This window comes from Rhodococcus sp. OAS809, from assembly GCF_040546695.1.
Taxonomy (GTDB): Bacteria; Actinomycetota; Actinomycetes; order Mycobacteriales; family Mycobacteriaceae; genus Rhodococcus_F; species Rhodococcus_F qingshengii.
Window position 1 is genome coordinate 4,821,134 of sequence record NZ_JBEPOI010000002.1, and the last position, 18,716, is coordinate 4,839,849.

At 60.8% G+C, this 18,716-nt stretch carries 20 protein-coding genes; 8 read left to right on the forward strand and 12 right to left on the reverse strand.

Annotated features, from left to right (window positions below; all coding sequences use genetic code 11):
• Positions 1 to 58 precede the first annotated feature (58 nt).
• A complete protein-coding gene (locus tag ABIE52_RS25410) occupies positions 59 to 1,786 on the reverse strand; it encodes a PucR family transcriptional regulator (RefSeq protein WP_354541556.1) in 1,728 nt (575 codons plus the stop codon).
• A gap of 77 nt (positions 1,787 to 1,863) precedes the next feature.
• Positions 1,864 to 3,273 carry an ABC1 kinase family protein gene (locus tag ABIE52_RS25415; protein WP_019745620.1) on the reverse strand — a complete coding sequence of 470 codons (1,410 nt, stop codon included), beginning with the start codon at positions 3,271 to 3,273 and terminating at the stop codon, positions 1,864 to 1,866.
• A gap of 132 nt (positions 3,274 to 3,405) precedes the next feature.
• On the opposite strand from ABIE52_RS25415, the gene ABIE52_RS25420 reads away from it, so the two are divergent.
• Genes ABIE52_RS25420 through ABIE52_RS25440 form a run of 5 tightly spaced genes read left to right on the forward strand, consistent with a single transcriptional unit; the run spans position 3,406 to position 7,288 of the window.
• On the forward strand, positions 3,406 to 3,825 hold the full coding sequence (locus tag ABIE52_RS25420) for a MerR family transcriptional regulator (protein WP_021345761.1): 420 nt from the start codon (positions 3,406 to 3,408) through the stop codon (positions 3,823 to 3,825).
• A 46-nt stretch (positions 3,826 to 3,871) separates the two neighbouring features.
• Positions 3,872 to 5,248 (forward strand): MFS transporter, encoded by a 1,377-nt coding sequence (locus ABIE52_RS25425; RefSeq protein WP_058038287.1) that lies wholly within the window; start codon positions 3,872 to 3,874, stop codon positions 5,246 to 5,248.
• Positions 5,245 to 6,264, forward strand: coding sequence for an ABC transporter substrate-binding protein (locus ABIE52_RS25430; protein WP_047271909.1), 1,020 nt, complete (start codon positions 5,245 to 5,247; stop codon positions 6,262 to 6,264). Before ABIE52_RS25425 ends, ABIE52_RS25430 begins: the two co-directional genes overlap by 4 nt.
• Positions 6,265 to 6,285: 21 nt before the next feature.
• Positions 6,286 to 7,005 carry a 2OG-Fe(II) oxygenase gene (locus ABIE52_RS25435; protein ID WP_007729749.1) on the forward strand — a complete coding sequence of 240 codons (720 nt, stop codon included), beginning with the start codon at positions 6,286 to 6,288 and terminating at the stop codon, positions 7,003 to 7,005.
• Positions 6,995 to 7,288 (forward strand): Ada metal-binding domain-containing protein, encoded by a 294-nt coding sequence (locus ABIE52_RS25440; protein ID WP_007729748.1) that lies wholly within the window; start codon positions 6,995 to 6,997, stop codon positions 7,286 to 7,288. The genes ABIE52_RS25435 and ABIE52_RS25440 overlap by 11 nt, the downstream gene beginning before the upstream one ends.
• On the opposite strand, the gene ABIE52_RS25445 is transcribed toward ABIE52_RS25440, so the two are convergent.
• From ABIE52_RS25445 to ABIE52_RS25455, 3 genes are read right to left on the reverse strand one after another with little or no spacing between them, the layout of a single operon-like run.
• Complete coding sequence (locus tag ABIE52_RS25445) at positions 7,251 to 7,679, reverse strand: VOC family protein (protein WP_003940449.1); 429 nt, start codon at positions 7,677 to 7,679, stop codon at positions 7,251 to 7,253. The two genes, ABIE52_RS25440 and ABIE52_RS25445, sit on opposite strands and share 38 nt — an antisense overlap.
• Before the next feature lie 40 nt (positions 7,680 to 7,719).
• The gene (locus ABIE52_RS25450) at positions 7,720 to 8,202 is read right to left on the reverse strand and encodes an SRPBCC family protein (RefSeq protein ID WP_192712160.1); all 483 of its coding nucleotides are present in this window, start codon (positions 8,200 to 8,202) and stop codon (positions 7,720 to 7,722) included.
• Between the two features lie 2 nt (positions 8,203 to 8,204).
• Positions 8,205 to 8,549: an ArsR/SmtB family transcription factor gene (locus tag ABIE52_RS25455; RefSeq protein WP_003939956.1), complete on the reverse strand. Its 345-nt coding sequence runs from the start codon at positions 8,547 to 8,549 to the stop codon at positions 8,205 to 8,207.
• 94 nt (positions 8,550 to 8,643) lie between these two features.
• Between ABIE52_RS25455 and ABIE52_RS25460 the strand changes: the two genes are divergently transcribed.
• Positions 8,644 to 9,300, forward strand: coding sequence for an alpha-ketoglutarate-dependent dioxygenase AlkB family protein (locus ABIE52_RS25460; protein WP_037128920.1), 657 nt, complete (start codon positions 8,644 to 8,646; stop codon positions 9,298 to 9,300).
• 5 nt (positions 9,301 to 9,305) lie between these two features.
• On the opposite strand, the gene ABIE52_RS25465 is transcribed toward ABIE52_RS25460, so the two are convergent.
• From ABIE52_RS25465 to ABIE52_RS25485, 5 genes are all read right to left on the reverse strand, one after another.
• Positions 9,306 to 9,452 (reverse strand): hypothetical protein, encoded by a 147-nt coding sequence (locus ABIE52_RS25465; RefSeq protein WP_020723613.1) that lies wholly within the window; start codon positions 9,450 to 9,452, stop codon positions 9,306 to 9,308.
• A gap of 183 nt (positions 9,453 to 9,635) precedes the next feature.
• Positions 9,636 to 10,871, reverse strand: coding sequence for a CynX/NimT family MFS transporter (locus tag ABIE52_RS25470; protein ID WP_030536477.1), 1,236 nt, complete (start codon positions 10,869 to 10,871; stop codon positions 9,636 to 9,638).
• Positions 10,872 to 10,920: 49 nt separating this feature from the next.
• A complete protein-coding gene (locus ABIE52_RS25475; protein ID WP_003940486.1) occupies positions 10,921 to 11,634 on the reverse strand; it encodes a FadR/GntR family transcriptional regulator in 714 nt (237 codons plus the stop codon).
• A 218-nt stretch (positions 11,635 to 11,852) separates the two neighbouring features.
• The gene (locus ABIE52_RS25480) at positions 11,853 to 12,971 is read right to left on the reverse strand and encodes a hypothetical protein (protein WP_192712161.1); all 1,119 of its coding nucleotides are present in this window, start codon (positions 12,969 to 12,971) and stop codon (positions 11,853 to 11,855) included.
• Positions 12,972 to 13,331: 360 nt separating this feature from the next.
• Positions 13,332 to 14,174 carry an NAD-dependent epimerase/dehydratase family protein gene (locus ABIE52_RS25485; protein WP_192712162.1) on the reverse strand — a complete coding sequence of 281 codons (843 nt, stop codon included), beginning with the start codon at positions 14,172 to 14,174 and terminating at the stop codon, positions 13,332 to 13,334.
• Positions 14,175 to 14,260: 86 nt separating this feature from the next.
• On the opposite strand from ABIE52_RS25485, the gene ABIE52_RS25490 reads away from it, so the two are divergent.
• Positions 14,261 to 14,905 carry a ScbR family autoregulator-binding transcription factor gene (locus ABIE52_RS25490; protein WP_003940238.1) on the forward strand — a complete coding sequence of 215 codons (645 nt, stop codon included), beginning with the start codon at positions 14,261 to 14,263 and terminating at the stop codon, positions 14,903 to 14,905.
• Positions 14,906 to 14,943: 38 nt separating this feature from the next.
• Here the strand turns inward: ABIE52_RS25490 and ABIE52_RS25495 are convergent, their stop codons facing one another.
• Together ABIE52_RS25495 and ABIE52_RS25500 are read right to left on the reverse strand one after the other, a co-directional pair.
• Entirely contained in the window at positions 14,944 to 15,831 is an 888-nt protein-coding gene (locus tag ABIE52_RS25495; RefSeq protein WP_021331802.1) for a ScbA/BarX family gamma-butyrolactone biosynthesis protein, read from the reverse strand.
• Between the two features lie 168 nt (positions 15,832 to 15,999).
• Positions 16,000 to 16,659, reverse strand: a complete 660-nt coding sequence (locus tag ABIE52_RS25500) for a helix-turn-helix transcriptional regulator (RefSeq protein ID WP_192712163.1) — start codon at positions 16,657 to 16,659, stop codon at positions 16,000 to 16,002.
• 517 nt (positions 16,660 to 17,176) lie between these two features.
• On the opposite strand from ABIE52_RS25500, the gene ABIE52_RS25505 reads away from it, so the two are divergent.
• Complete coding sequence (locus ABIE52_RS25505; protein ID WP_003940522.1) at positions 17,177 to 18,676, forward strand: flavin-containing monooxygenase; 1,500 nt, start codon at positions 17,177 to 17,179, stop codon at positions 18,674 to 18,676.
• Positions 18,677 to 18,716: the final 40 nt, after the last annotated feature.

An 18,716-nucleotide genomic window follows, 5' to 3' on the forward strand; every position in this document is an offset into this window, starting at 1 on the left:
TGTTCTTCGGCTTCCTCAGTTGTCTACTCGAGAGTTCAGGACGGGCTCGAGGCCTATCTCACTGATCGGACGTTTCGTATCTTTCAGACTCGTCCGGGGTGCGTCCCAAGATGGCGAGTTGCAGTTCGGTGAGCAGTCGCGTATCCGGCTCGTCCAACGAAATGCCCATGATCTGTTCAGCGCGCCGAATGCGGTAGCGCAGCGTGTTCGGATGTACTTTCAGAGACGAGGCGGCCTTCTTCACATCCCCGAAAGCTGTCAGGTAGGCCGTGAGCGTGAACTGCATGTCAGAGGTGTTCTTGTCGTCGTAGGAGACGAGTCTGTCGATACGAGGGTCCCGCAATCGCTCGTGATCAGCAACGAGGTCGAGTATCTCGCCCAGCAACACCGCGGTGCGTGACGCCGCGAGTGTGGTGACCTTCGAGGTTTCGTGATCATCGGTGGTATCGAGCACGCGGTCCACTTCTCGACGCGCCTCGGGTACGCCGTGCAATCGCGCGATCGGGACCGCGACGGCGGCGCGCACGCTGATGCCCGCACGGGCCTCGACTACTCCCACGGTGTCGTAAGCCCAGTCGCTGATCGCGACCTCGTGTTCGGCCTGAGGAAACAGCACGTAGATCCGGTTGTCGATGATCGTTGTGACCGCGTCGCTGCGGAATGCGCTGGCGCGCAGGCGCAAGGCGTTGGTGATTCGATCGAGATTCGATCCGGGCGCGAGTGATGTCGCAAATCCGATGACCGCAGACGGTCCGTCGGTGTTGATGCCGAAGGAGCCGGCCAGCGAGTGCATGTCGACTCCGCCGGAGCGAACGCCGAACAGCCTTTGCAATTGGGCATTCTCGCGGCTGGAGGCGTCCAAGGTTCGCATGAGAATGCGTGCGGCGACTGCCGCTGCACCCCGCAATACCGCTTGGGCGTCGTCGGAAAGAGGTTCAGAGGCGCGCTGCACCCAGATGCTGCCGAGATTGTGTTGGTGTGCAACAGAACCCGTCGGCGCTGACAGATCCGGGCGGGTGATGCTCACAGCCAACCTGTGCGCGGCTCCGATGCTCGGCTCGGAGGGCAGACTGATGACCTCGTCCGATCGCCTGAGATGCTCGAACACGCCTCTGCGCTCTATCCATTCGGTGTATTCGATCGGCCACTCCCGGCCCAGTATGGAGAGCTGACGGAGTTCGTCTTCACCTTCGTGAGCAGCTGAATATGCGATGACATGGAGTGCCGTGTCGTCGATCGTCACGAGTCCGCCGGTCAATTCGGCGATCGTCTCCGAGAGCGCGAACAGATCCGAATCGCCACCGGCCACAGCTCCTGAGACGGCCCGCGAACGGTACATGCTCTGTGTCAGAAGTCGTTGTACGAGTGAATAGACGTGTCCGGAACTAGCCTGCGGATGTACCGCGGCCACTGCGATTCCGATGTTGCGTGCGGCGGTGAGAAGCGTCGTCGCCTCGCGCGCATTCTTGACGAGCAAGAGCTTCGGACGACGCCTCGCCGGCCTGCCTTCGAACTTTCGCAACCACTGCGTCAACGTCGATTCGGGAACCCCCACGGGGAGGTAGATGTCGGAGATCGCACCACGGCTGTCGGTGCCGTCGATATCGGAGGACTCGACGAGGGCGATCGAACGGATTTCGACATCGAGTCCGTCCGGGCTTTCCAGAAGCTCGATCACGGACTTGTCCGTGGAATGCATGAGGGCGCCGAGGGTGGTGCCGACACTCGGCCCGTTATTCCTCGGACCTGTCGCCGCTTGCGGGAGGGCTACAGAAAGTGGCTGCACATTTGCTCCTCGGCCAGTGGGTCATTACAGGCTAACCCCGACAGACGAAATGCAGAATAAGGAAATAGGGGACAAATTTATTCGTCAGGCATGGTGATGCCGAGTTCCTGCACCTTTTCGGCGACTGCCTCTGGAAAAACGTTCTTGAACAGATAAAGGTCTTGTCCGATCACCCAACCAGGTGCCAACGCCGTCGCATATCGCTCGAAGTATCCGAGTTGTTTACCGAAAAGAACCAATTCCTCGGGACTCGCAACGCCCCACTGCTTGCCCAACTGAATCAGTGCCATGATCAATTCACTGAGCTTGAGTTCACCCAGGTCACGGCCGAGAATCGGGGCCAGGGCCGTTGCGACCTGCATACCGAGCTGATCGTCGTCGACCTCGTAGTCGGTTGCATATCCCAAGGATCGAATTCCGCGGGCGACACGGGCGAAATCACCGTCGATGAGGGTGGCTCGGAACATGTCGGAAAGGATGGATCTCCAGGTCTCGGGAAGGACGCCGACGATGCCGAAGTCGAGCATCGCTATCCGGCCGTCGTCGAGGACCCACAAATTTCCCGCGTGGACATCTCCGTGGAACGGACCGTGAACGATGACTGATTCGAGCCAGACCTTCACTCCGCGCCGGATCAGCATGCGGGCTTCGTCGATGCCGTCCGGACCGGCGACGAACCGATCCAGTGGAACGCCGCGCATGCGTTCCATACAGATGACTCGGGGGCCGCAGTAGTCCCAGTACACCTCCGGTGTCGTGACTCCTTTGTTGTCACCGAATGCGCTGATGTTGTTCCGGAATGTGGTTTGCCGGTCGGCCTCGACCGCGCTGTTCAACTCCGTCATCGTTGCGTTGTGCAGATCGCGAATGATGGCGGTGGCATTGGCAATTCGAAGGAACTCGACAAACTTCTCGAGGATGTTCGCGCCCCAGTACGCCGCCCTCAGGTCGATCAGCATCCGCGCATAGATGTCCGGACGCTGGATCTTGATGACGGCCTCGCGGCCATCGTGCAGAACGCACGCGTGTACCTGCGCTACCGACGCGGCCGCGAGAGGTACGTCGTCGAATTTCGCGAACAGGTCGTCTACGGAGTATCCGAGGTCTTCGTGCACGACGCTTCTGGCCTGCTCGGCAGGAAATGACGGAACGTCGTCGAGGCAACGTAGGCATGCATTGGCGACGGGGGCGGGGAACAGGCCTGACGACGACGCGACCAGTTGCCCGAGCTTGACGAAGGTGGGACCCAGCGCGATGAAGCCGTCGACCATTCCGTCGGAGGCGGCGTCAGCCCACGTGCGTCCACGCTTGCGGAAAGGCCACACGATCAGTGCCAGCATGATCGACGTCGACAACACGACGGCGATGATCGCGGAACGCCACAACTGGGCGAGGCCGAAGCGTTCGAGGTCCGGCATGTGGACTTCGAGGGCAGTGGCGGGCACTCCTGACGAGTACGGCCCGACAGGTCGCGTTGGATCCAGCACAGCTCTCCCTCGTTCAACGAGCGCATCCAGCATTTTGCCGTGAGATCACTTACGCGACCCCTTCCGTTAGTCAGTATGCCAAGTCACACATAACTGCCGGAACCGCCTACGCGTTCAGCCTACGATCGGTGAATGCGTGAGCACCTGATCCCGATCGGCGAGGTTGCAAAATCGTTCGGAATTGCGGCGTCGACCTTGCGTTATTACGAGGACGAAGGACTGCTGTCCGCGCGGTCGCGAACTGGCGGTAAACGCTGGTACGGGCAGCGTGAGCTGCGCCGGCTGGCATTGATCCGGATGTACACCGAGACGGGAATGTCCTTGGAACAGGTGCGGTCCTTCATCGAAACCGACACCACGTCCGACCAGTTCTCGACGGTTCTCGCAGATCAAGTGTCGACACTCGAGGCACAGATCGCCGCTGCTACGCGAGCGAAGCTGATCCTCGAGCATCACCTGACGTGTCGGCAAGAGCGTCCGATGCAGTGCCCGTGGTTGCTCGAGCAGCTCGACATTCGTGTCGAAGCGGCGCTTGACTTCAAGTTCACTTGAACCTTCATAGTTAGGGCGCACTTACCGCCTTATCCGGAGGTTGACCATGTCGGCACGACGATGGCTGCCGCTCATCGCCGCATGCATCGGAACTTTCCTGTTACTGACGTACGCCACGATCACAACGATCGCGGTGCCGGCCATCGCAGTCGGTTTGGACGGCAGTACGGGCGCGATGTCATGGGTCGTCGACGCCTACACGCTGGCTCTTGCCGCGCTTCTTGTGGGCATGGGCGCACTCGGCGATGCGTGGGGACGCAAACGCCTCTACATCTGCGGACTGGTCGTGTTCCTGGTTGCAACGGCCGTGTGCGCGATTGCTCCGGACGTCACGGTTCTGGTCGTTGCTCGCGGCGCGCAAGGAATTGCCGGTGCGGCGATGTTCGCGACACTCCTGCCTCTGCTCGGCGACGCATATTCGGGCCGCGATCGGCACGTGGCATTTGCCGCGTGGGGTGCCGTCGCTGGATTGGCGGCGGGAATCGGCAATGTTGCAGGAGGGCTGCTGACGCAGTTCTTCGACTGGCGTGCGGTCTTCTATTCCGGAATCCCCGTGGCCGCAGTGGCGCTCGCAATGGCTGTGTTCTGTTTCGCCGACAGTGAGCGCGGCGACGACAACATCGACTGGGCCGGAATCGTTTTGTTCACCCTCGCTGCCGTTGCCGCGGTTCTCGGCGTGACGTGGGGCGGCGACATCGGGTGGGCTTCGTCGTCGACAGCTCTTGCCTTCCTGATCGCAATCGGTGCGCTGACGGCGTTTGTGTTCTGGCAGCGTCGAGGCAGCAGTCCGATGCTCGATCCGGCATTGTTCCGATCCCTGAAATTCGACGGCGTCCTCGTCGCTGCTTTCGGGTACTACCTCGCGGCCTACGGCCCGCTCGTAGTCCTTTCACTGTGGCTGCAGAACGGGCTGGAACTGTCGGCATCGGCGGCCGCACTCGTGCTCTCGATTCAACCGCTCGCTTTTGTCTTCGTATCGGCCTTGTGTGGATCACGGCTTCAGCGCGTCGACCTTCGACTGTCGCTCGGATTCGGGACGATCCTTTGCGGAATCGGTTGCGTGGCCATGCTGTACGTTCTCGCCGAGCCGGTCTGGCCCGCACTGATCGCCGGGCTGATTCTGACCGGTGTCGGTTCGGCGATGGTGTCGCCGGTGCTGCCGGGTGCCGCGATGTCGGACGCCCCGGCAGAGCGCGCCGGGACGGCTTCGGCAACAGCCAACTCGTCGCGTCAATTCGGGCTTGCCGTCGGAATTGCGTTGTGCGGCTCGCTCTTCGTCGGTCCGGACGAGTTCGCCTTGCTGTGGCCGTTGGTCTTCTGTGCCGGCGTCGGAATGCTCACGGGTTTGGTGTCGATCCTTCTCTTTTCTCGTTCGTCAACTCCTGAAACAGTTCAACCAATCGCCGAAAGGGCACACACATGACCACGCTGTTCACTCCACGACCGCACCGGCGTATCGAGATGGACTGGAATCGCCGCAGGTTCCTCGGCGCTGCAGCAGGATTGGCTGCTGCGCTGGCAGCGGCCGGTTGCTCGCGTTCGGACGCAGACGCCGGGGGCGAAGGCGACGCAGGCTGGTCCTTCACCGATGATCGCGACAATCTGATCGAATTGGATTCACCACCAAGGACATTTGTCACCTACACCGGTATCGCGGGTGCTCTGTGGGATTACGGACTGGTGCCTGTCGGAGTTTTCGGGGCACTGACACGATCGCCGGGATCAACGGACACCAGCATCTCCGGCAATTTGGATTTCGCGAAGACCGACATGGTCGGGCAGCTCTGGGGACAAGTGGAACTCGAGAAGATCGCTTCGCTGGAGCCGGACGTCGTCATAGTCCCTCAGCTGCGTGGTTCGGCACTACTCGACGAGGCGAACTTGGATGCGGTGAAAGGCTTGTCGACAGTACTGTTCGTGGAAACGGCAGCAGGAACCATCGACCGAACCGTGCAAGAGATCGTGGAACTCGCCGTGGAACTCGGGGCGGACCAGGATATGGAGGCTCAGCGAAAAGACTACGACGCTGCGCGTGCACGGATCTCCGAAGTTGCTTCTTCGCTGAATAATTCACAGGTTTTGTTCGCGTCCGCAGATCCGGACACGATTCGTGTCAGTCGTTCGGGATTCCCGATCCTTGCAGATCTGGCGGGATTGGGCCTTGCCGTCGTCGATCCGGCCGCGGGATCGTCGGTCTACGTCGAGAAACTGGCTTGGGAGATGGCGGACCACTATCCGGCCGACATGATCTTCCTCGACGATCGCCCGTCCAGTTTGCAACTGGATACGCTCGGAACCAATCCTGCGTGGTCCAACTTGCCCGCGGTGAAGGCGGGGAAGATCGGGACCTGGAATCCGGAACCCGTGCTCAGTTATGCCGGGATCGCCCGTACGTACAACGATCTGGCTGACCAGCTGCTGGCATTCTCACATTCCTGACCGCCGCGTCGTCTACGACGTATGGACCTCTTCACCGCTCTGTCTGCTCGTGTTGAATCCCTCGATTGGCCTGCGCTGATCGAGGGAATCGACTCCAGTGGGTGTGCCCAGACGACGCCGATACTCGACGAGTCGGAATGTCGCGAAATTGCTTCCTGGTACTCGGAGGTCGACCGGTTCCGGAGCACCGTCGACATGGCTCGATACCGTTTCGGCCAAGGGGAGTACCGGTACTTCGGTGATCCCGTACCGGAGCCGATCACGGCTATGCGATCCGCCTTCTACCGACACCTCCTGCCCGTGGCGCGGGAGTGGGCGTTCAAGCTGGGCGAGGGTGCACCGTGGCCGGATTCTTTCGAAGAATGGATCGATCAGTGTCACGACGCCGGTCAGAATCGCCCTACCCCGATCCTTCTGTCCTACGGACCTGGTGACTGGAATGCATTGCATCGGGACTTGTACGGAGAGTTGGTGTTTCCCTTGCAAGTCGTGATCGGGCTCGACAGACCTCGCATCGACCACGTCGGCGGCGAGTTCTTGCTCGTGGAACAGCGGCCGCGCGCCCAGTCGAAAGGGACGGTGACAGTTCTCGGGCAAGGTCACGCTTTGATCTTCACCACGCGGGATCGACCGGTGCAGAGTTCTCGTGGGTGGTCGAGAGCCCCTGTGCGACATGGTGTCAGCGTGGTGCACTCGGGTACGCGTAGAACATTGGGATTGGTGCTTCACGATGCCGAGTAAGACGTACATTCTCCGCGACGCTCGCAACAAACCCTACGAGAGTTCGACGCCCGGTGTGCTTGGCGGGCACCGGAAAACGAAGATCTACGGGCGACTCGACTGTCGAGGGGCCGCGCAGGCAATCGCGCGTGGCGGGTATGTCGCCAGTCGGGTGTTCTTCGCGGACGAGCCGACCGCGATTGCGGCCGGCTATCGCCCCTGTGCCGTCTGCATGCCAGAAGGTTACGCAGCCTGGAAGGCAGTTGCTACGCGCCGAAGCGGTCGCGGTACTCCTTCGGAATGAGCGGCTTGTCGCCGCGGACCTTCAGCTGCTGGACAGCCCAGGTATTGCCGTCCGGGTCGGCGAATCCGAAGAAGGTGCCCCCGTCACGCTCGTCGAAGACGGTGACCTCACTGGCATCGACGCCGCGGTCGATGAGCTCCTGGCGAGCCGCTGCAGCGTCGGCCACGACCAACTGCAATCCCTTCAACGAACCAGGGGCCATCTCGGTTTGCGACGGCAGGTTGCCGATGACGATCGAGCAGCCCGAACCACGCGGAGTGAGCTGGGCGACCGTCATGTGTTCGTTGACGGTGTGGTGGTCGAGATCGAAACCGACCTTGTCACGGTAGAACTCGATGGAACGGTCGAGGTCACTGACGGGAACGATGACTACTTCGAGGGTCCAGTCCATGAAACTGCCTTTCGCTGAGGAGGTTCGGGCAAACAGGTGGTCAGAGTTGCGCGACGATCTTGTCCAGGCGCTCGTAACCTTCGGTGACGCCGAGCTCCATATTGCTCTCGATCATTCCGTCTCGCGCTTCGAGGCTCGGATATACGGAATGGCCGGAGAGGCGGGTGCGTCCGTTGCCCAGATCCTCGAACGTGATCGATTCGATGCTGACGACGTCGGGAAATCCCTCGTATTCGAAGGTCTGGATGGCAAAGTCGTTCTCGCGAACGACGTGAAATACACCGTTGAACCGGAACTTTTCGCCCTCGGGGTTGCGATGGACGTACTTGTATCGACCGCCGCTCACGAACTCGTATTCGTCGATCTCCATCTCGTATCCGTTGGGGCCGAGCCACTGCTTGACCAGATCGGGATTCGAATGAGCTGCGAAGACGGCACTGACGGGTGCGTCGAATTCGCGGGTGATGTCGATGTACGGCACGCCCTCAGGAGCCGTGATGGTGACGGGATTGGTGGTAGCCATGGCTAAGTCTCCTTCTGTGTGGTGCTGAGTAGGTGATCGAGCTTGCGGAACTGTTGTTCGTGGATCAGTCGATAGCGGTCGATCCAGGCGGTCAAAGCCTCGAGAGTTGCGGCGTTGAGGTGTACCGGCCGCCTCTGGGCTTCGCGGCTGCGAGTGACCAAACCCGCGGCTTCGAGTACCTGAATATGTTTGGAGATGGCCTGTTTCGTGATCTCGAATGGCTCGGCCAACTCGTTGACCGTTTGGGGGCCGGTGCTCAGGCGGGCGATGATCCGCCGTCGTACCGGGTCGGCAAGTGCCATGAACGCTTTGTCGAGACGCTCGTCTGCCCCTGGATCCACGATCACTTGTCAACCATCTCCTTTATCAACCAACCTGTTGATTACGGTACGAGCCCATGCCGAGGGTGTCAATGCTTCGAAACCGATTAGCGTGGAAACCATGAACGCTCTGATTCCTCGGCCACGATTGGAAGTGGCGCCGGGGGCGATCCTCGTTCCGGATTGGCTCAGCGTCGAACAGCAACGCTTCTTGGTGGCCGAGTGCCGACGGTGGGCGACCGCACCCGTACCGATGCGCTCCGCTGTTGTCCCTGGTGGGCACAAGATGTCGGTGCAAACAGTCTGTCTCGGTTGGCATTGGCAGCCGTACAAGTACACGCGCACCGCCGACGACGTGAACGGTGCGCCTGTCGCAGCGGTGCCTGACTGGCTCGTCGACCTCGGCCGGGCCGCAGTTGCCGCTGCCTATGATGATCCGACTGCGGGGGAGCGGTACACGCCGGACACCGCGCTGATCAATTTCTACGACGAGGGCGCTCGGATGGGCATGCACCAGGACAAGGACGAGCGCTGCGACGCTCCCGTCGTCTCACTGAGTGTCGGGCAGAGTTGTGTCTTTCGATTCGGGAATTCCGAGAACCGGAACAAGCCGTACACCGATGTCGAACTCCATTCGGGTGATCTCTTCGTCTTCGGTGGAGAGTCTCGGTTCGCATATCACGGAGTGCCGAAAGTTATTGCGGGAAGTGCAAGTCCCGACATAGGTCTGCCGTCCGGACGGTTGAACATCACGCTGCGCGATACCGGAATGTCGTGACTGTCTCACCCCTGCTGTGCCACTGGTGCAGCAGGGTCGAAGTCTGCGCTCGAAGGTCCGTCCCCGACCATCTCGATCAACTCGGTCGACGGTGGAGTTGGCAGCGTGCGCCAGCGCTCTCGTTCGAGGTTGTGGGGTTGTGTCTCGTTCATGCCCTCATTATCGACTTCCGGCTCCGATCCACCAGTCGGGGATGGGCCGGGTGCAATTCGGTAGGCCGTTGAGCGCCCCGCTCTCTCGTCGACATCCTCGGACCTCAGCACGTCGACGACAGTTCGGGTCGCGGCACGGGTCTGGGGAGGTTGGTGGGTGGATTCGAGGCGACCGTGGTTCGCTTATCCCAGTGTCTTGTTGCGGCCGGCGAGGGAGCCGAAGACGAGTTGCACGGCCAGCAGCACCAGCAACGCGATCAGCGGAGTCGTCCAGGAATCGACGGCGTCGTGCAGTGCACCGAAAACGAGGGGACCGGTGGCGGCCAGAAGGTATCCGACGGACTGTGCCATACCCGAGAGTGCCGCTGCTTGACCGTGATTGACAGTGCGTATTGCGAAGAAGGACAAGGCAATGACAATCGATCCGCCGATGCCGATGCCGAGGAATGCATTCCACAGCAGGGCCCAGGAGGGGAGGAGGAGTTGGCCGAGAACTGCCACTGCGGCGACCGACACCAGCCCGAGGACGGCTCCTCTCTGATCCTTGGGCAGTTTGTGCAGGAGCACTGCTGTGAGGAGGCTGCCGACGATCGAGAATATTTGCATGATGCCTTGATGCAGTCCGGCTGTAGCCGCGGTAGTGCCGTGTGATTCTTCAATGGTGGGCCACCATGTCAGAACGGTGTAGAAGAAGAGAGATTGGACGCCCATGAATATTGTGATCTGCCACCCGAGTGCTGAGCGCCAGGGGGAGCGATGGCCGCCTGGATGGGGATCCAAAGCCGCAGCGTGATCGTGTTTCGGAAGCGTGCGTCGGCGAAGTTGGGGAAGGAACACCCCAAATCCTATGAGAGCCATAGCAGCCCAGATTCCGAATGCGATCCGCCAACCGTGATCGGTGAGACCGGCGATCGGCACGGCAAGTCCGGATGCGGTTGCGGCGACGGCTGCAGAGACCGCCGAGAAGATGCCGGTCAAACGGCCGGCTTCGGTCGGGAAGTCTCGTTTGAGGAGCGCCGGCAGTAGAACGTTCATTGTTGCGATGGTCATGCCGAGCGATACGGTACCGATCCACAGCGCAGGCATCCACGGAACAGAGCGGATCACGATCGCTAAGGCGAGCATGCCGAGTGCTGCTGCGAGTGTCCGTTCCATTCCCCACCGAGCTGCGATGACCGGGGCAACGGGGGAGAACACTGCGAAGCACAGCAGTGGAAGGCTGATCAGCGCTGATGCTGTTGTCGACGAGATATCGAGATCGGTGCGTACCTCACCGAGTAGCGGGCCGACGACTGTGATTGAGGCTCGAAGATTGGCTGCGATGAGAAGAATGCCAGCGATAACGAGTCCTCGGCGCATTATCGGTATCGCGCTCGGGGCAGACGCCACGTTTTCGGTGTCGGAGATGACGTTAGCCATGGGTGTGCCCTTCTGAGATTGTCTGTGCGCTGAACCTCTTGTGTGTCAGCTACTTCGGCATGTTTTGCAGAAAGAGGGATCGGCTGTGGTCCATCAGTCGGACCACTGCGGCGGCTGCGCCGTCCGGATCGCGGTCACGGATGGCCGCAAGCAGCTGCCGGTGTGGGTCGTCGTCGGTCCAAGGTCCGATGAACAGCTGTCGAGTCTCCTTGTCGGACTTACCTTGTGGGATGCTCATGGTGTCAGAGCGATCGAGACTGCGGTAGATGTCCGTGATCAGTTGGTTCCCGCTCGCTGCGAACATCTCCAGGTGGAAGTCGAGGTCGTACTCGACGGATTTGGCGACGTCGGGCTCAGCGTCTCGGCCATCCAAAGCCCGAGTCATTCGGTCGATGTCTTCGGGCAGGGCTCGTTCGGCAGCGAGTCGGGCGGCGTAGAGCTCCAAAGCTTCACGGGCTTCGAAGATTTCGAGCACGTTCTCCGCCGCTGCACGTCTTTGAAGTGCAATTTCGAGTTCTGAGCTCGCGCAGACGTAGGTTCCGTCTCCCGGGCGTGCTTCGAGGAGGCCGGCATGGACGAGGCCACGAATGGCCTCCCGGACTGTATTGCGGCTCGCGCCGGTCATTTCGACAAGTTGATGCTCGCCGGGGATCTTCTCCCCTAATTCCCAGTTGCCAGAAGTGATCTGGGACCGCAGTTGTTCCGCGATCTGCACTGAAAGTGGGATGTTGCGTGCGGTGGGTGCGATACGGGAATCCGGCATGAGTCAAATGTAGGACATTTGGCGATTTGTGGATAGGTTTACCTTTGTGATCTAGGGCACTCGGGTTCGGATCGGCCTGGGCGGGTACCGCCCTTCTGCATGTCTGCGTGCACGTGAGTGCTCCTGCCGACCGCGCACGGGGCAGTTGACTCGACTCGGAGGGCAACTGCGATCGATTCCTCGCGGAACCTCATACCTAGCAGGCCCTCACGTGCGGGTCATTGCTGCGATTCCAGCGTCCACGCGGGCTGGTCGGTCACTTCCGGGCCGTCGTGCAGCACCCAAACACACGGCTCGGAGATGTAGGTGGCAGCATCGGTGAACCAGTATGTTTCGTCGGGTGCCCAGCCCGCGATGACGCTCGCCGTGTCGGTATCGACCTCGATCGCGGTTCCTGCTGCCGCGAGGTATCCCGTCACGGTAAGGTGCACTCCCTCAAATCTTTCCGCGACTTGCACCCAGTCGGGGATGACCCACCTGCCTGATCGGCCGGTAGTCCGGTACCAAACCTGCCGCGTTTCTGCGGTGACCTCGAGCGGGAACCGTCTGCACAGCTCCGACCAGGCTTGCGCGCTGTCGATCTCGTAGATGCGTGCGCCAGTCGGTGGCCGCAATGCTCGCACGACGACCCGTTCCCATCCCATGCTGTCTTCGACGAACCACAAGCCCGCCGGAGTCCCGTCGAACAGCGCCCTCGTCGAACCCTTAGTGGGTGGATTCGACCACCAATAACCTGACCAGTTCGCCGCGGGATCCACCGGGCGGTCACGTTCAGCTCTCGCTTCAGATTCCAGGGTGCTCGTGCGCCACTCGCTGAGGAGTTGTTGCGCAGCAGGCACTTCGTCTGTGTCCGGAGATTCCTCACCTCTGCTCATAATCGACCATTGGTCGGATGAGGCGAGCGAGGTTGACCACCACCGCGCGCATTCGGAGCCGGCGATGTGCTCGGCGACGCGTCGAAGCTCATCGCGCATAACTTCGGTGGCGACGAGGACGTCTTCTCCGTCGGGATCCTGCCAGTAACGCGCCGCATCGACCGCTTCTGCGAGGGCGGAGCGTAGATCGACGGCGGTGACGTCGGGGAGCGATATTTCCGTGAGGCTGCGCGCCACGTCCTCCGCGGTGACTATGGTCTGCCGGGCCTCTTCGGCGCCCGGGCCGAACAACACTCGGGAGGTTCCTTGTCCGACGTCGAGGTGATACGCCGCCCGGTGAGCGCTGATGCGGAACATGTCGTCGCCTGACTCGGGACGCAGGGCGAGTTCGGCGTCGATCGCATACGCGAGCAGCATCCGGCGCCCGCGCGGGCCCGACAGCAAAATATCCGCAGTGAGCATCTGTTCTCCCGTTTTCTGGTTCAGATGACGGTAGTCGAGGTCAGCGAGATGGAGAGCCTTCTCCCGTGATGTCAGAGCTCCTGGCCGTTTCGTCGCGCACGACATGATCGCCACACACTGCATTCGGTGGCGAAGGCGGACGGAAGGGAGCCCCAGGCTGCTGCCAGTTGCGTGAACGCCGCTTCTTCGGTGTGCGCGATCACTGCCGTCTTTGTGCAGCCGTGGTTTTCGTCGATCAGAGCTCTCTCTGTTCGCCTGTAGTGACTGCGAAATAGGTCCTATTGATTGCTGAGGCTGAACAATAGGGAGGGCTGAAAAGGTTGGGAGACAGGTATTTTGGCGAGAGTGATCCGTGTGCCATCAGTACAGTCTCGACCGGAACCAGTGATCGAGGCTGATCATGTCGATCTGGTGCATGTCGAGACTCAGCTGGGCAGCAGCTTTCACCGCGTCGGCGCGGGGGATAGAGTTCTGGGGCAGAGTCCAGTTGGTCTCCCGTGCATGTTGCTCGAGAAGGCCGATGACTGTCCGCGGGACAGGCTCGTTGACGTGAAGTGTTGAGCCGTAGCGAAATTGCTGTTCTATCGACAACTCGTAGATGGATCGGGCGAGTAGGTCTACGTCGACTACCGACAGGACAGCGCTACCGCCGTCGATGATCGAGTCGAGGCGAGAGACAATTCGCGTCAGTGTCGGAAGAAACCATCTGTCGCCGGGTCCGTACACGAGATGCGGCCGGACGACCAGGCCTCCGGCGTCGCGCACGAACTTCTCGGCGAGAGCGCGCGTGCGACTGGCAGGTGAGAAGGGGCTGAGAGGTGCGCCGTTGACCGGCAAGTCTCGAAACGGTCCCGGCCCGTACACGGCCGCGGTACTGACGTAGAGCAAGCGTTCGACGCCGACGTCGGCGGCCATCGACGCAACGTTCTGTACGCCGTGTTGGTTGACGTGAACGCACTGTTGTTCGTCGTCGCCCACGTACGACACGCAACAGATGACGGTCGACGCCTGACTCATTGCAAGTCGTAGAGAAGCACTTTCGTTGATGTCGCCGATCACGGTGGCGATTCCTTCACGGCCGAACTGTTTGGCTGCGGTGGCCGTGCGAACGAAACCGATTGCAGCGTTTCCGTCGCGGGAAACCAGCTGTTTCATCACTGCGGAGCCGATGAAACCAGTGGCCCCGAGTACCAGAGTCGTCACGGTGTGTCCGTGTCGAGAGCGTTGCTGCGAGCTCTTTCGACGTATCGTTGAGATTCATTCCGTCGGCAACGAGAGCTGGGTAGATCATGCAGGAGCGTGCTGTCCTGACGCGCCAGGCCGTCATTTTGGGTGCTGCGAAGAGCTTCGAGAAGTTCGGGTACTCCGCCAGTTTGGGCACGATCTTGCAGCACGGGGGTGTGTCGAAGGGGGCGATGTATTTTCATTTCGCGTCCAAGGAGGAGCTTGCGCACGCGGTCATCGCAGCGCAGCACGGTATGGCGATGGAGGGTACCCGGCGGGTTGCTGCGCACTCCGACATCGCGGTCGAAACCCTGGTGCTCGTTTCGCAGGAGATGGCTCGGCAGCTTGTGACCGAGCCCATCGCGCGAGGTGGCATGCGGTTGACGATGGAGATCGGCAGTATTCAAGGCCCCATCGAACAGCCGTACCTCGATTGGATCGAGGCTATCAAGCAGGTGGCAACCCAAGCGGCCGAAGCCGGCGATATCGTCCCGGGCACCGATATAGACGCGTTGGCTCGATTTGTGGTGGGGTCGTTCACCGGAGTGCAGATTCTCTCGGAAATGCTGACGGGCAGAACCGATCTGTACGAGCGGTTGAGTCAGATGTGGAACCTGGTGCTGCCAACGATCGTCCGCGAGGACAAGTTGGCGCACGTCATGCAACTGGCGGCGCTTGCACCGAGAGAGTGGGAAGCACCGAGCGCTTGACGTGGTAGACGCGACGAGAAGAACGTGTTCGTTCCCTCTCATGATTGGTCCGCAACTGTAATTTCGAGTTCCGCGGTGGTTTCCAGTTCTTGAGTGAACCGAACTCGGTGCACATGGCCCGACGCGTCAAGGGGGATCGTTGACACCTCGCACGGCGTTTCCCATTCAGTGAACCTCGGAAAGACCGCCGAGAGTGAGGCGATCTTTGTTGCTGGGTTGCCGATGTGAAATCGGAGCGCTTGTCGGGCGGCCTCGAAAAGTATCATTCCTGGGATGTGGTCGACGGGGTGGTCGAAAAGGGAGTGGTTGCGTGGATCGGGAGCGCAGAACATCGCGTGCCGAGCAGGATCAGTGCTGATGAGCACATCTCCATCGGTTAGGCGTCCGACTCGCTCCGATCCGACCACCGCGGCTCCGGAAGGAAGGATGCGCCGGCTCGGGCGGTGGTCTTCTCGTCCTTGCCGAATTCGACGGTATCCCTCGGGGCTGACTCCTCGCGCAACAGCGTTGCATCTGGCGACGTGCCGGTTGCCCTCGCTGAGGATCCCCGACACTTCGACCCCCGAAACCGCTCCGTCGCGATGAGTGAGGTTGTCCACTGTCATCGAGAAACTCAACGGCTCCGCGACTGATTGCACGTCGAGCGCGTCCAGCATCTCGAAGCTGAACGTTTCCATGAGGAACTTGTAGTGCAGTGGAATCTCGTATCGGGTGTGGCACAGAAGCACCACTGCCTGTCGAAATGCTTCTGCCACCCCGAGCGGATCGTGTTGCTCGCTCGATACGTCGAATATCCGGTGCGAGACCGGGAGTTGCACAGCAACCTGGTACGCCGAGTCCGATTCGATCCGGTAGTCCGTCAAGAAAACCTCGGCAACAGCATGTCTGTGGACAAGATGCCGCGGCACTGTGCGTGTGTATTCCATTGATTGAATGCACCTTTCGATGTTCACTCGTGTCTTCGGTGTCGTGTAGGACCTAATATTCGACGTCCGGGCGCGTCATCGAATCGTCAAAATTGACGATCTTTTCGAAGGTCGAGTTCGATCAGGGGCGGCACCCCATCTCGGCGAGTGTGTCTGGGGCACTTCCTGCTAGAAGCGTCCGATCCGAAGTTCCAGTGGGTGTCTGCGTGCGTCGTGACCAGAGCGGCGGAGCATCGCGCATGCCTCCAGCTGGGAATGCACCCCCAGTTTTTGCAGGATGCTTCGGATGTGGGCGCGAACCGTGGTCGGTGCGATGTGGGCGGTTCGAGCAATCGAGTCGACATTCGAGCCTCCGTAGAGAAGGCCCACGATCTCGAACTCGCGATCGGTGAGACTGCTGATTCGTGCGAATTCTTCGGTGCGCAACCGGATGCGTTGTACGAGCGAGGACTTGTCGTGTGCAGACCGAGCGGAGTTGGGGTTGATCGCGGCCTGCAGCTCATCGAGCAGGGATGTGAATGGCAGTTGAGAGTTGAGCACGGCGTGGGCGCCCGCTGCGAGCCCCCGAATCATGGAGTTGCCGCTACTGAGATCGCCGACCAGGACCGATCCCTCGAGCGCGGAGAGCTCCTTCACCTGCCAATCGACGCCCCCGAGTGGTAGGAGAACGAGCGCTCTACCGTGATCGCTGGTGTGATGCCTTAACAGGCTCATGTCTGCGGTTTGTGGCTCGGAATAAGCCCTGGCGCTGATTCCGGCAGCGATTGCATTGGCGAACCCTCGATCGCCTTGAGTGGTGTACACGGTGACTGTGCTGGAGAGTGTCATAGCGACTACATCTCCGGTGGAGGTCCACTCCGCCCGCTCTCTTCGCTGCGAAACCAAAACCGTTGCTTTCAGCGTGGTTTCGTCAGCAGGTTAGCTATCGCAGTGACCTTTCCGCTGATGCGCACGAAGGTTACGGCGATATCGCAGTTGCCCGTCCTCCCATGGAAACTCGCGCGTTCGACACCTGATCGTGGACCTTCGAATTATGCTAGGGCGCTGAATATTTGGGCGATGAGTATCCCGCGTAGACGAGCCATTAGGCGTTCCGTCGACGACGTGAACGACTCCCCAATGGCTCGAGGCATTCAGGCGTCTCGATCGAGTTTCCGCGAGGCCGGTGCGTCGCACCTCAATGTTCCGTACGCGGCCGGGTCGAGATATTGACTGTTACCGTCAGTTGCACATACCCTGTTCATTGGCGCTGACCTTAGGGAACCCGGCCTGAACCGGCCGATCGTTCTCGGTCACTGCCGACGCCAGAAGTAGCTTCGCGACGACCGACGAAACGAGTTTCCTCATGACACAGCATGTCGACGTACTGATCATCGGCGCTGGCTTGTCCGGAATCGGCGCGGCTTGCCACCTCATTCGTGAGCAGACCGGAAGCACTTACGCGATCCTCGAACGCCGCGAGAACATCGGTGGCACCTGGGACCTGTTCAAGTATCCCGGCATCCGTTCGGATTCCGACATGCTCACCTTCGGATTCGGTTTCCGTCCGTGGATCGGAACCAAAGTGCTCGCAGACGGCGCCAGTATCCGTGACTACGTCGAGGAAACCGCCAAGGAATACGGCGTCACCGACCACATCAACTTCGGCCGCAAGGTCGTGGCAATGGACTTCGATCGCGCGACTGCACAGTGGTCCGTGACCGTCCTGGTCGAGGCGACGGGGGAGACCGAGACGTGGACCGCGAACGTCCTCGTCGGCGCCTGTGGTTACTACAACTACGACAAGGGATACCGCCCCGCCTTCCCCGGTGAGGACGACTTCCGCGGTCAGATCGTGCACCCGCAGCACTGGCCGGAGGATCTCGATTACACCGGAAAGAAGGTAGTGGTCATCGGTTCCGGTGCCACCGCGATCACCCTGATCCCGTCGATGGCCCCCACCGCCGGTCACGTCACCATGCTGCAGCGCTCGCCCACGTGGATCCAGGCGCTGCCGTCCGAGGACCCTGTTGCCAAGGGTCTCAAGCTTGCGCGCGTTCCCGACCAGATCGCTTACAAGATCGGTCGAGCCCGCAATATCGCACTGCAACGCGCCAGCTTTCAGCTCTCACGCACCAATCCGAAGCTGGCGAAGAAGCTGTTCCTCACCCAGATCCGCTTGCAACTCGGCAAGAACGTGGACCTGCGTCACTTCACCCCCAACTACAACCCGTGGGATCAGCGCCTGTGCGTGGTTCCCAACGGGGACCTGTTCAAGGTGCTCAAGAGCGGCAAGGCCGACATCGTCACCGACCGTATCGCCACGTTCACCGAGAAGGGCATCGTGACCGAGTCGGGCCGCGAAATCGAGGCCGACGTCATCGTCACGGCGACCGGCTTGAACGTACAGATCCTGGGCGGGGCGACCATGAGCATCGACGGCGAGCCCGTCAAGCTCAACGAGACGGTCGCCTACAAGAGCGTGCTCTACTCCGACATTCCGAACTTCCTGATGATCCTCGGCTACACCAACGCATCCTGGACGCTCAAGGCCGACCTGGCCGCGTCCTATCTGTGTCGCGTACTCAAGATCATGCGTAAGCGCGACTACACGACTTTCGAGGTTCACGCCGAACCTGAGGACTTCGCGGAAGAATCTCTCATGGGCGGAGCCCTGACCTCGGGCTACATCCAGCGCGGCGACGGAGAAATGCCGCGTCAGGGTGCCCGCGGCGCGTGGAAAGTGGTCAACAATTACTACCGCGACCGCAAGCTGATGCACGACGCCGAGATCGAAGACGGTGTGCTGCAGTTCAGCAAGGTCGATATTGCTGTCGTGCCTGATAGCAAGGTCGCCAGCGCATAGTCGGCTCCACCGGGGGATGGACCGGTCGTACCAGTGGGGA

Bases quoted from the DNA above. Each gene is read 5' to 3' on its own strand.
- ABIE52_RS25490 (WP_003940238.1), top strand. From the start codon at position 14,261: ATGCAGGAGCGTGCTGTCCTGACGCGCCAGGCCGTCATTTTGGGTGCT.
- ABIE52_RS25475 (WP_003940486.1), bottom strand. From the start codon at position 11,634: ATGCCGGATTCCCGTATCGCACCCACCGCACGCAACATCCCACTTTCA.
- ABIE52_RS25450 (WP_192712160.1), bottom strand. From the start codon at position 8,202: ATGGCTACCACCAATCCCGTCACCATCACGGCTCCTGAGGGCGTGCCG.
- ABIE52_RS25505 (WP_003940522.1), top strand. From the start codon at position 17,177: ATGACACAGCATGTCGACGTACTGATCATCGGCGCTGGCTTGTCCGGA.
- ABIE52_RS25430 (WP_047271909.1), top strand. From the start codon at position 5,245: ATGACCACGCTGTTCACTCCACGACCGCACCGGCGTATCGAGATGGAC.
- ABIE52_RS25440 (WP_007729748.1), top strand. From the start codon at position 6,995: ATGCCGAGTAAGACGTACATTCTCCGCGACGCTCGCAACAAACCCTAC.
- ABIE52_RS25495 (WP_021331802.1), bottom strand. From the start codon at position 15,831: ATGGAATACACACGCACAGTGCCGCGGCATCTTGTCCACAGACATGCT.
- ABIE52_RS25425 (WP_058038287.1), top strand. From the start codon at position 3,872: ATGTCGGCACGACGATGGCTGCCGCTCATCGCCGCATGCATCGGAACT.
- ABIE52_RS25420 (WP_021345761.1), top strand. From the start codon at position 3,406: ATGCGTGAGCACCTGATCCCGATCGGCGAGGTTGCAAAATCGTTCGGA.
- ABIE52_RS25435 (WP_007729749.1), top strand. From the start codon at position 6,286: ATGGACCTCTTCACCGCTCTGTCTGCTCGTGTTGAATCCCTCGATTGG.
- ABIE52_RS25500 (WP_192712163.1), bottom strand. From the start codon at position 16,659: ATGACACTCTCCAGCACAGTCACCGTGTACACCACTCAAGGCGATCGA.
- ABIE52_RS25470 (WP_030536477.1), bottom strand. From the start codon at position 10,871: ATGGCTAACGTCATCTCCGACACCGAAAACGTGGCGTCTGCCCCGAGC.
- ABIE52_RS25445 (WP_003940449.1), bottom strand. From the start codon at position 7,679: ATGGACTGGACCCTCGAAGTAGTCATCGTTCCCGTCAGTGACCTCGAC.
- ABIE52_RS25480 (WP_192712161.1), bottom strand. From the start codon at position 12,971: ATGCTCACTGCGGATATTTTGCTGTCGGGCCCGCGCGGGCGCCGGATG.
- ABIE52_RS25465 (WP_020723613.1), bottom strand. From the start codon at position 9,452: ATGAACGAGACACAACCCCACAACCTCGAACGAGAGCGCTGGCGCACG.
- ABIE52_RS25460 (WP_037128920.1), top strand. From the start codon at position 8,644: ATGAACGCTCTGATTCCTCGGCCACGATTGGAAGTGGCGCCGGGGGCG.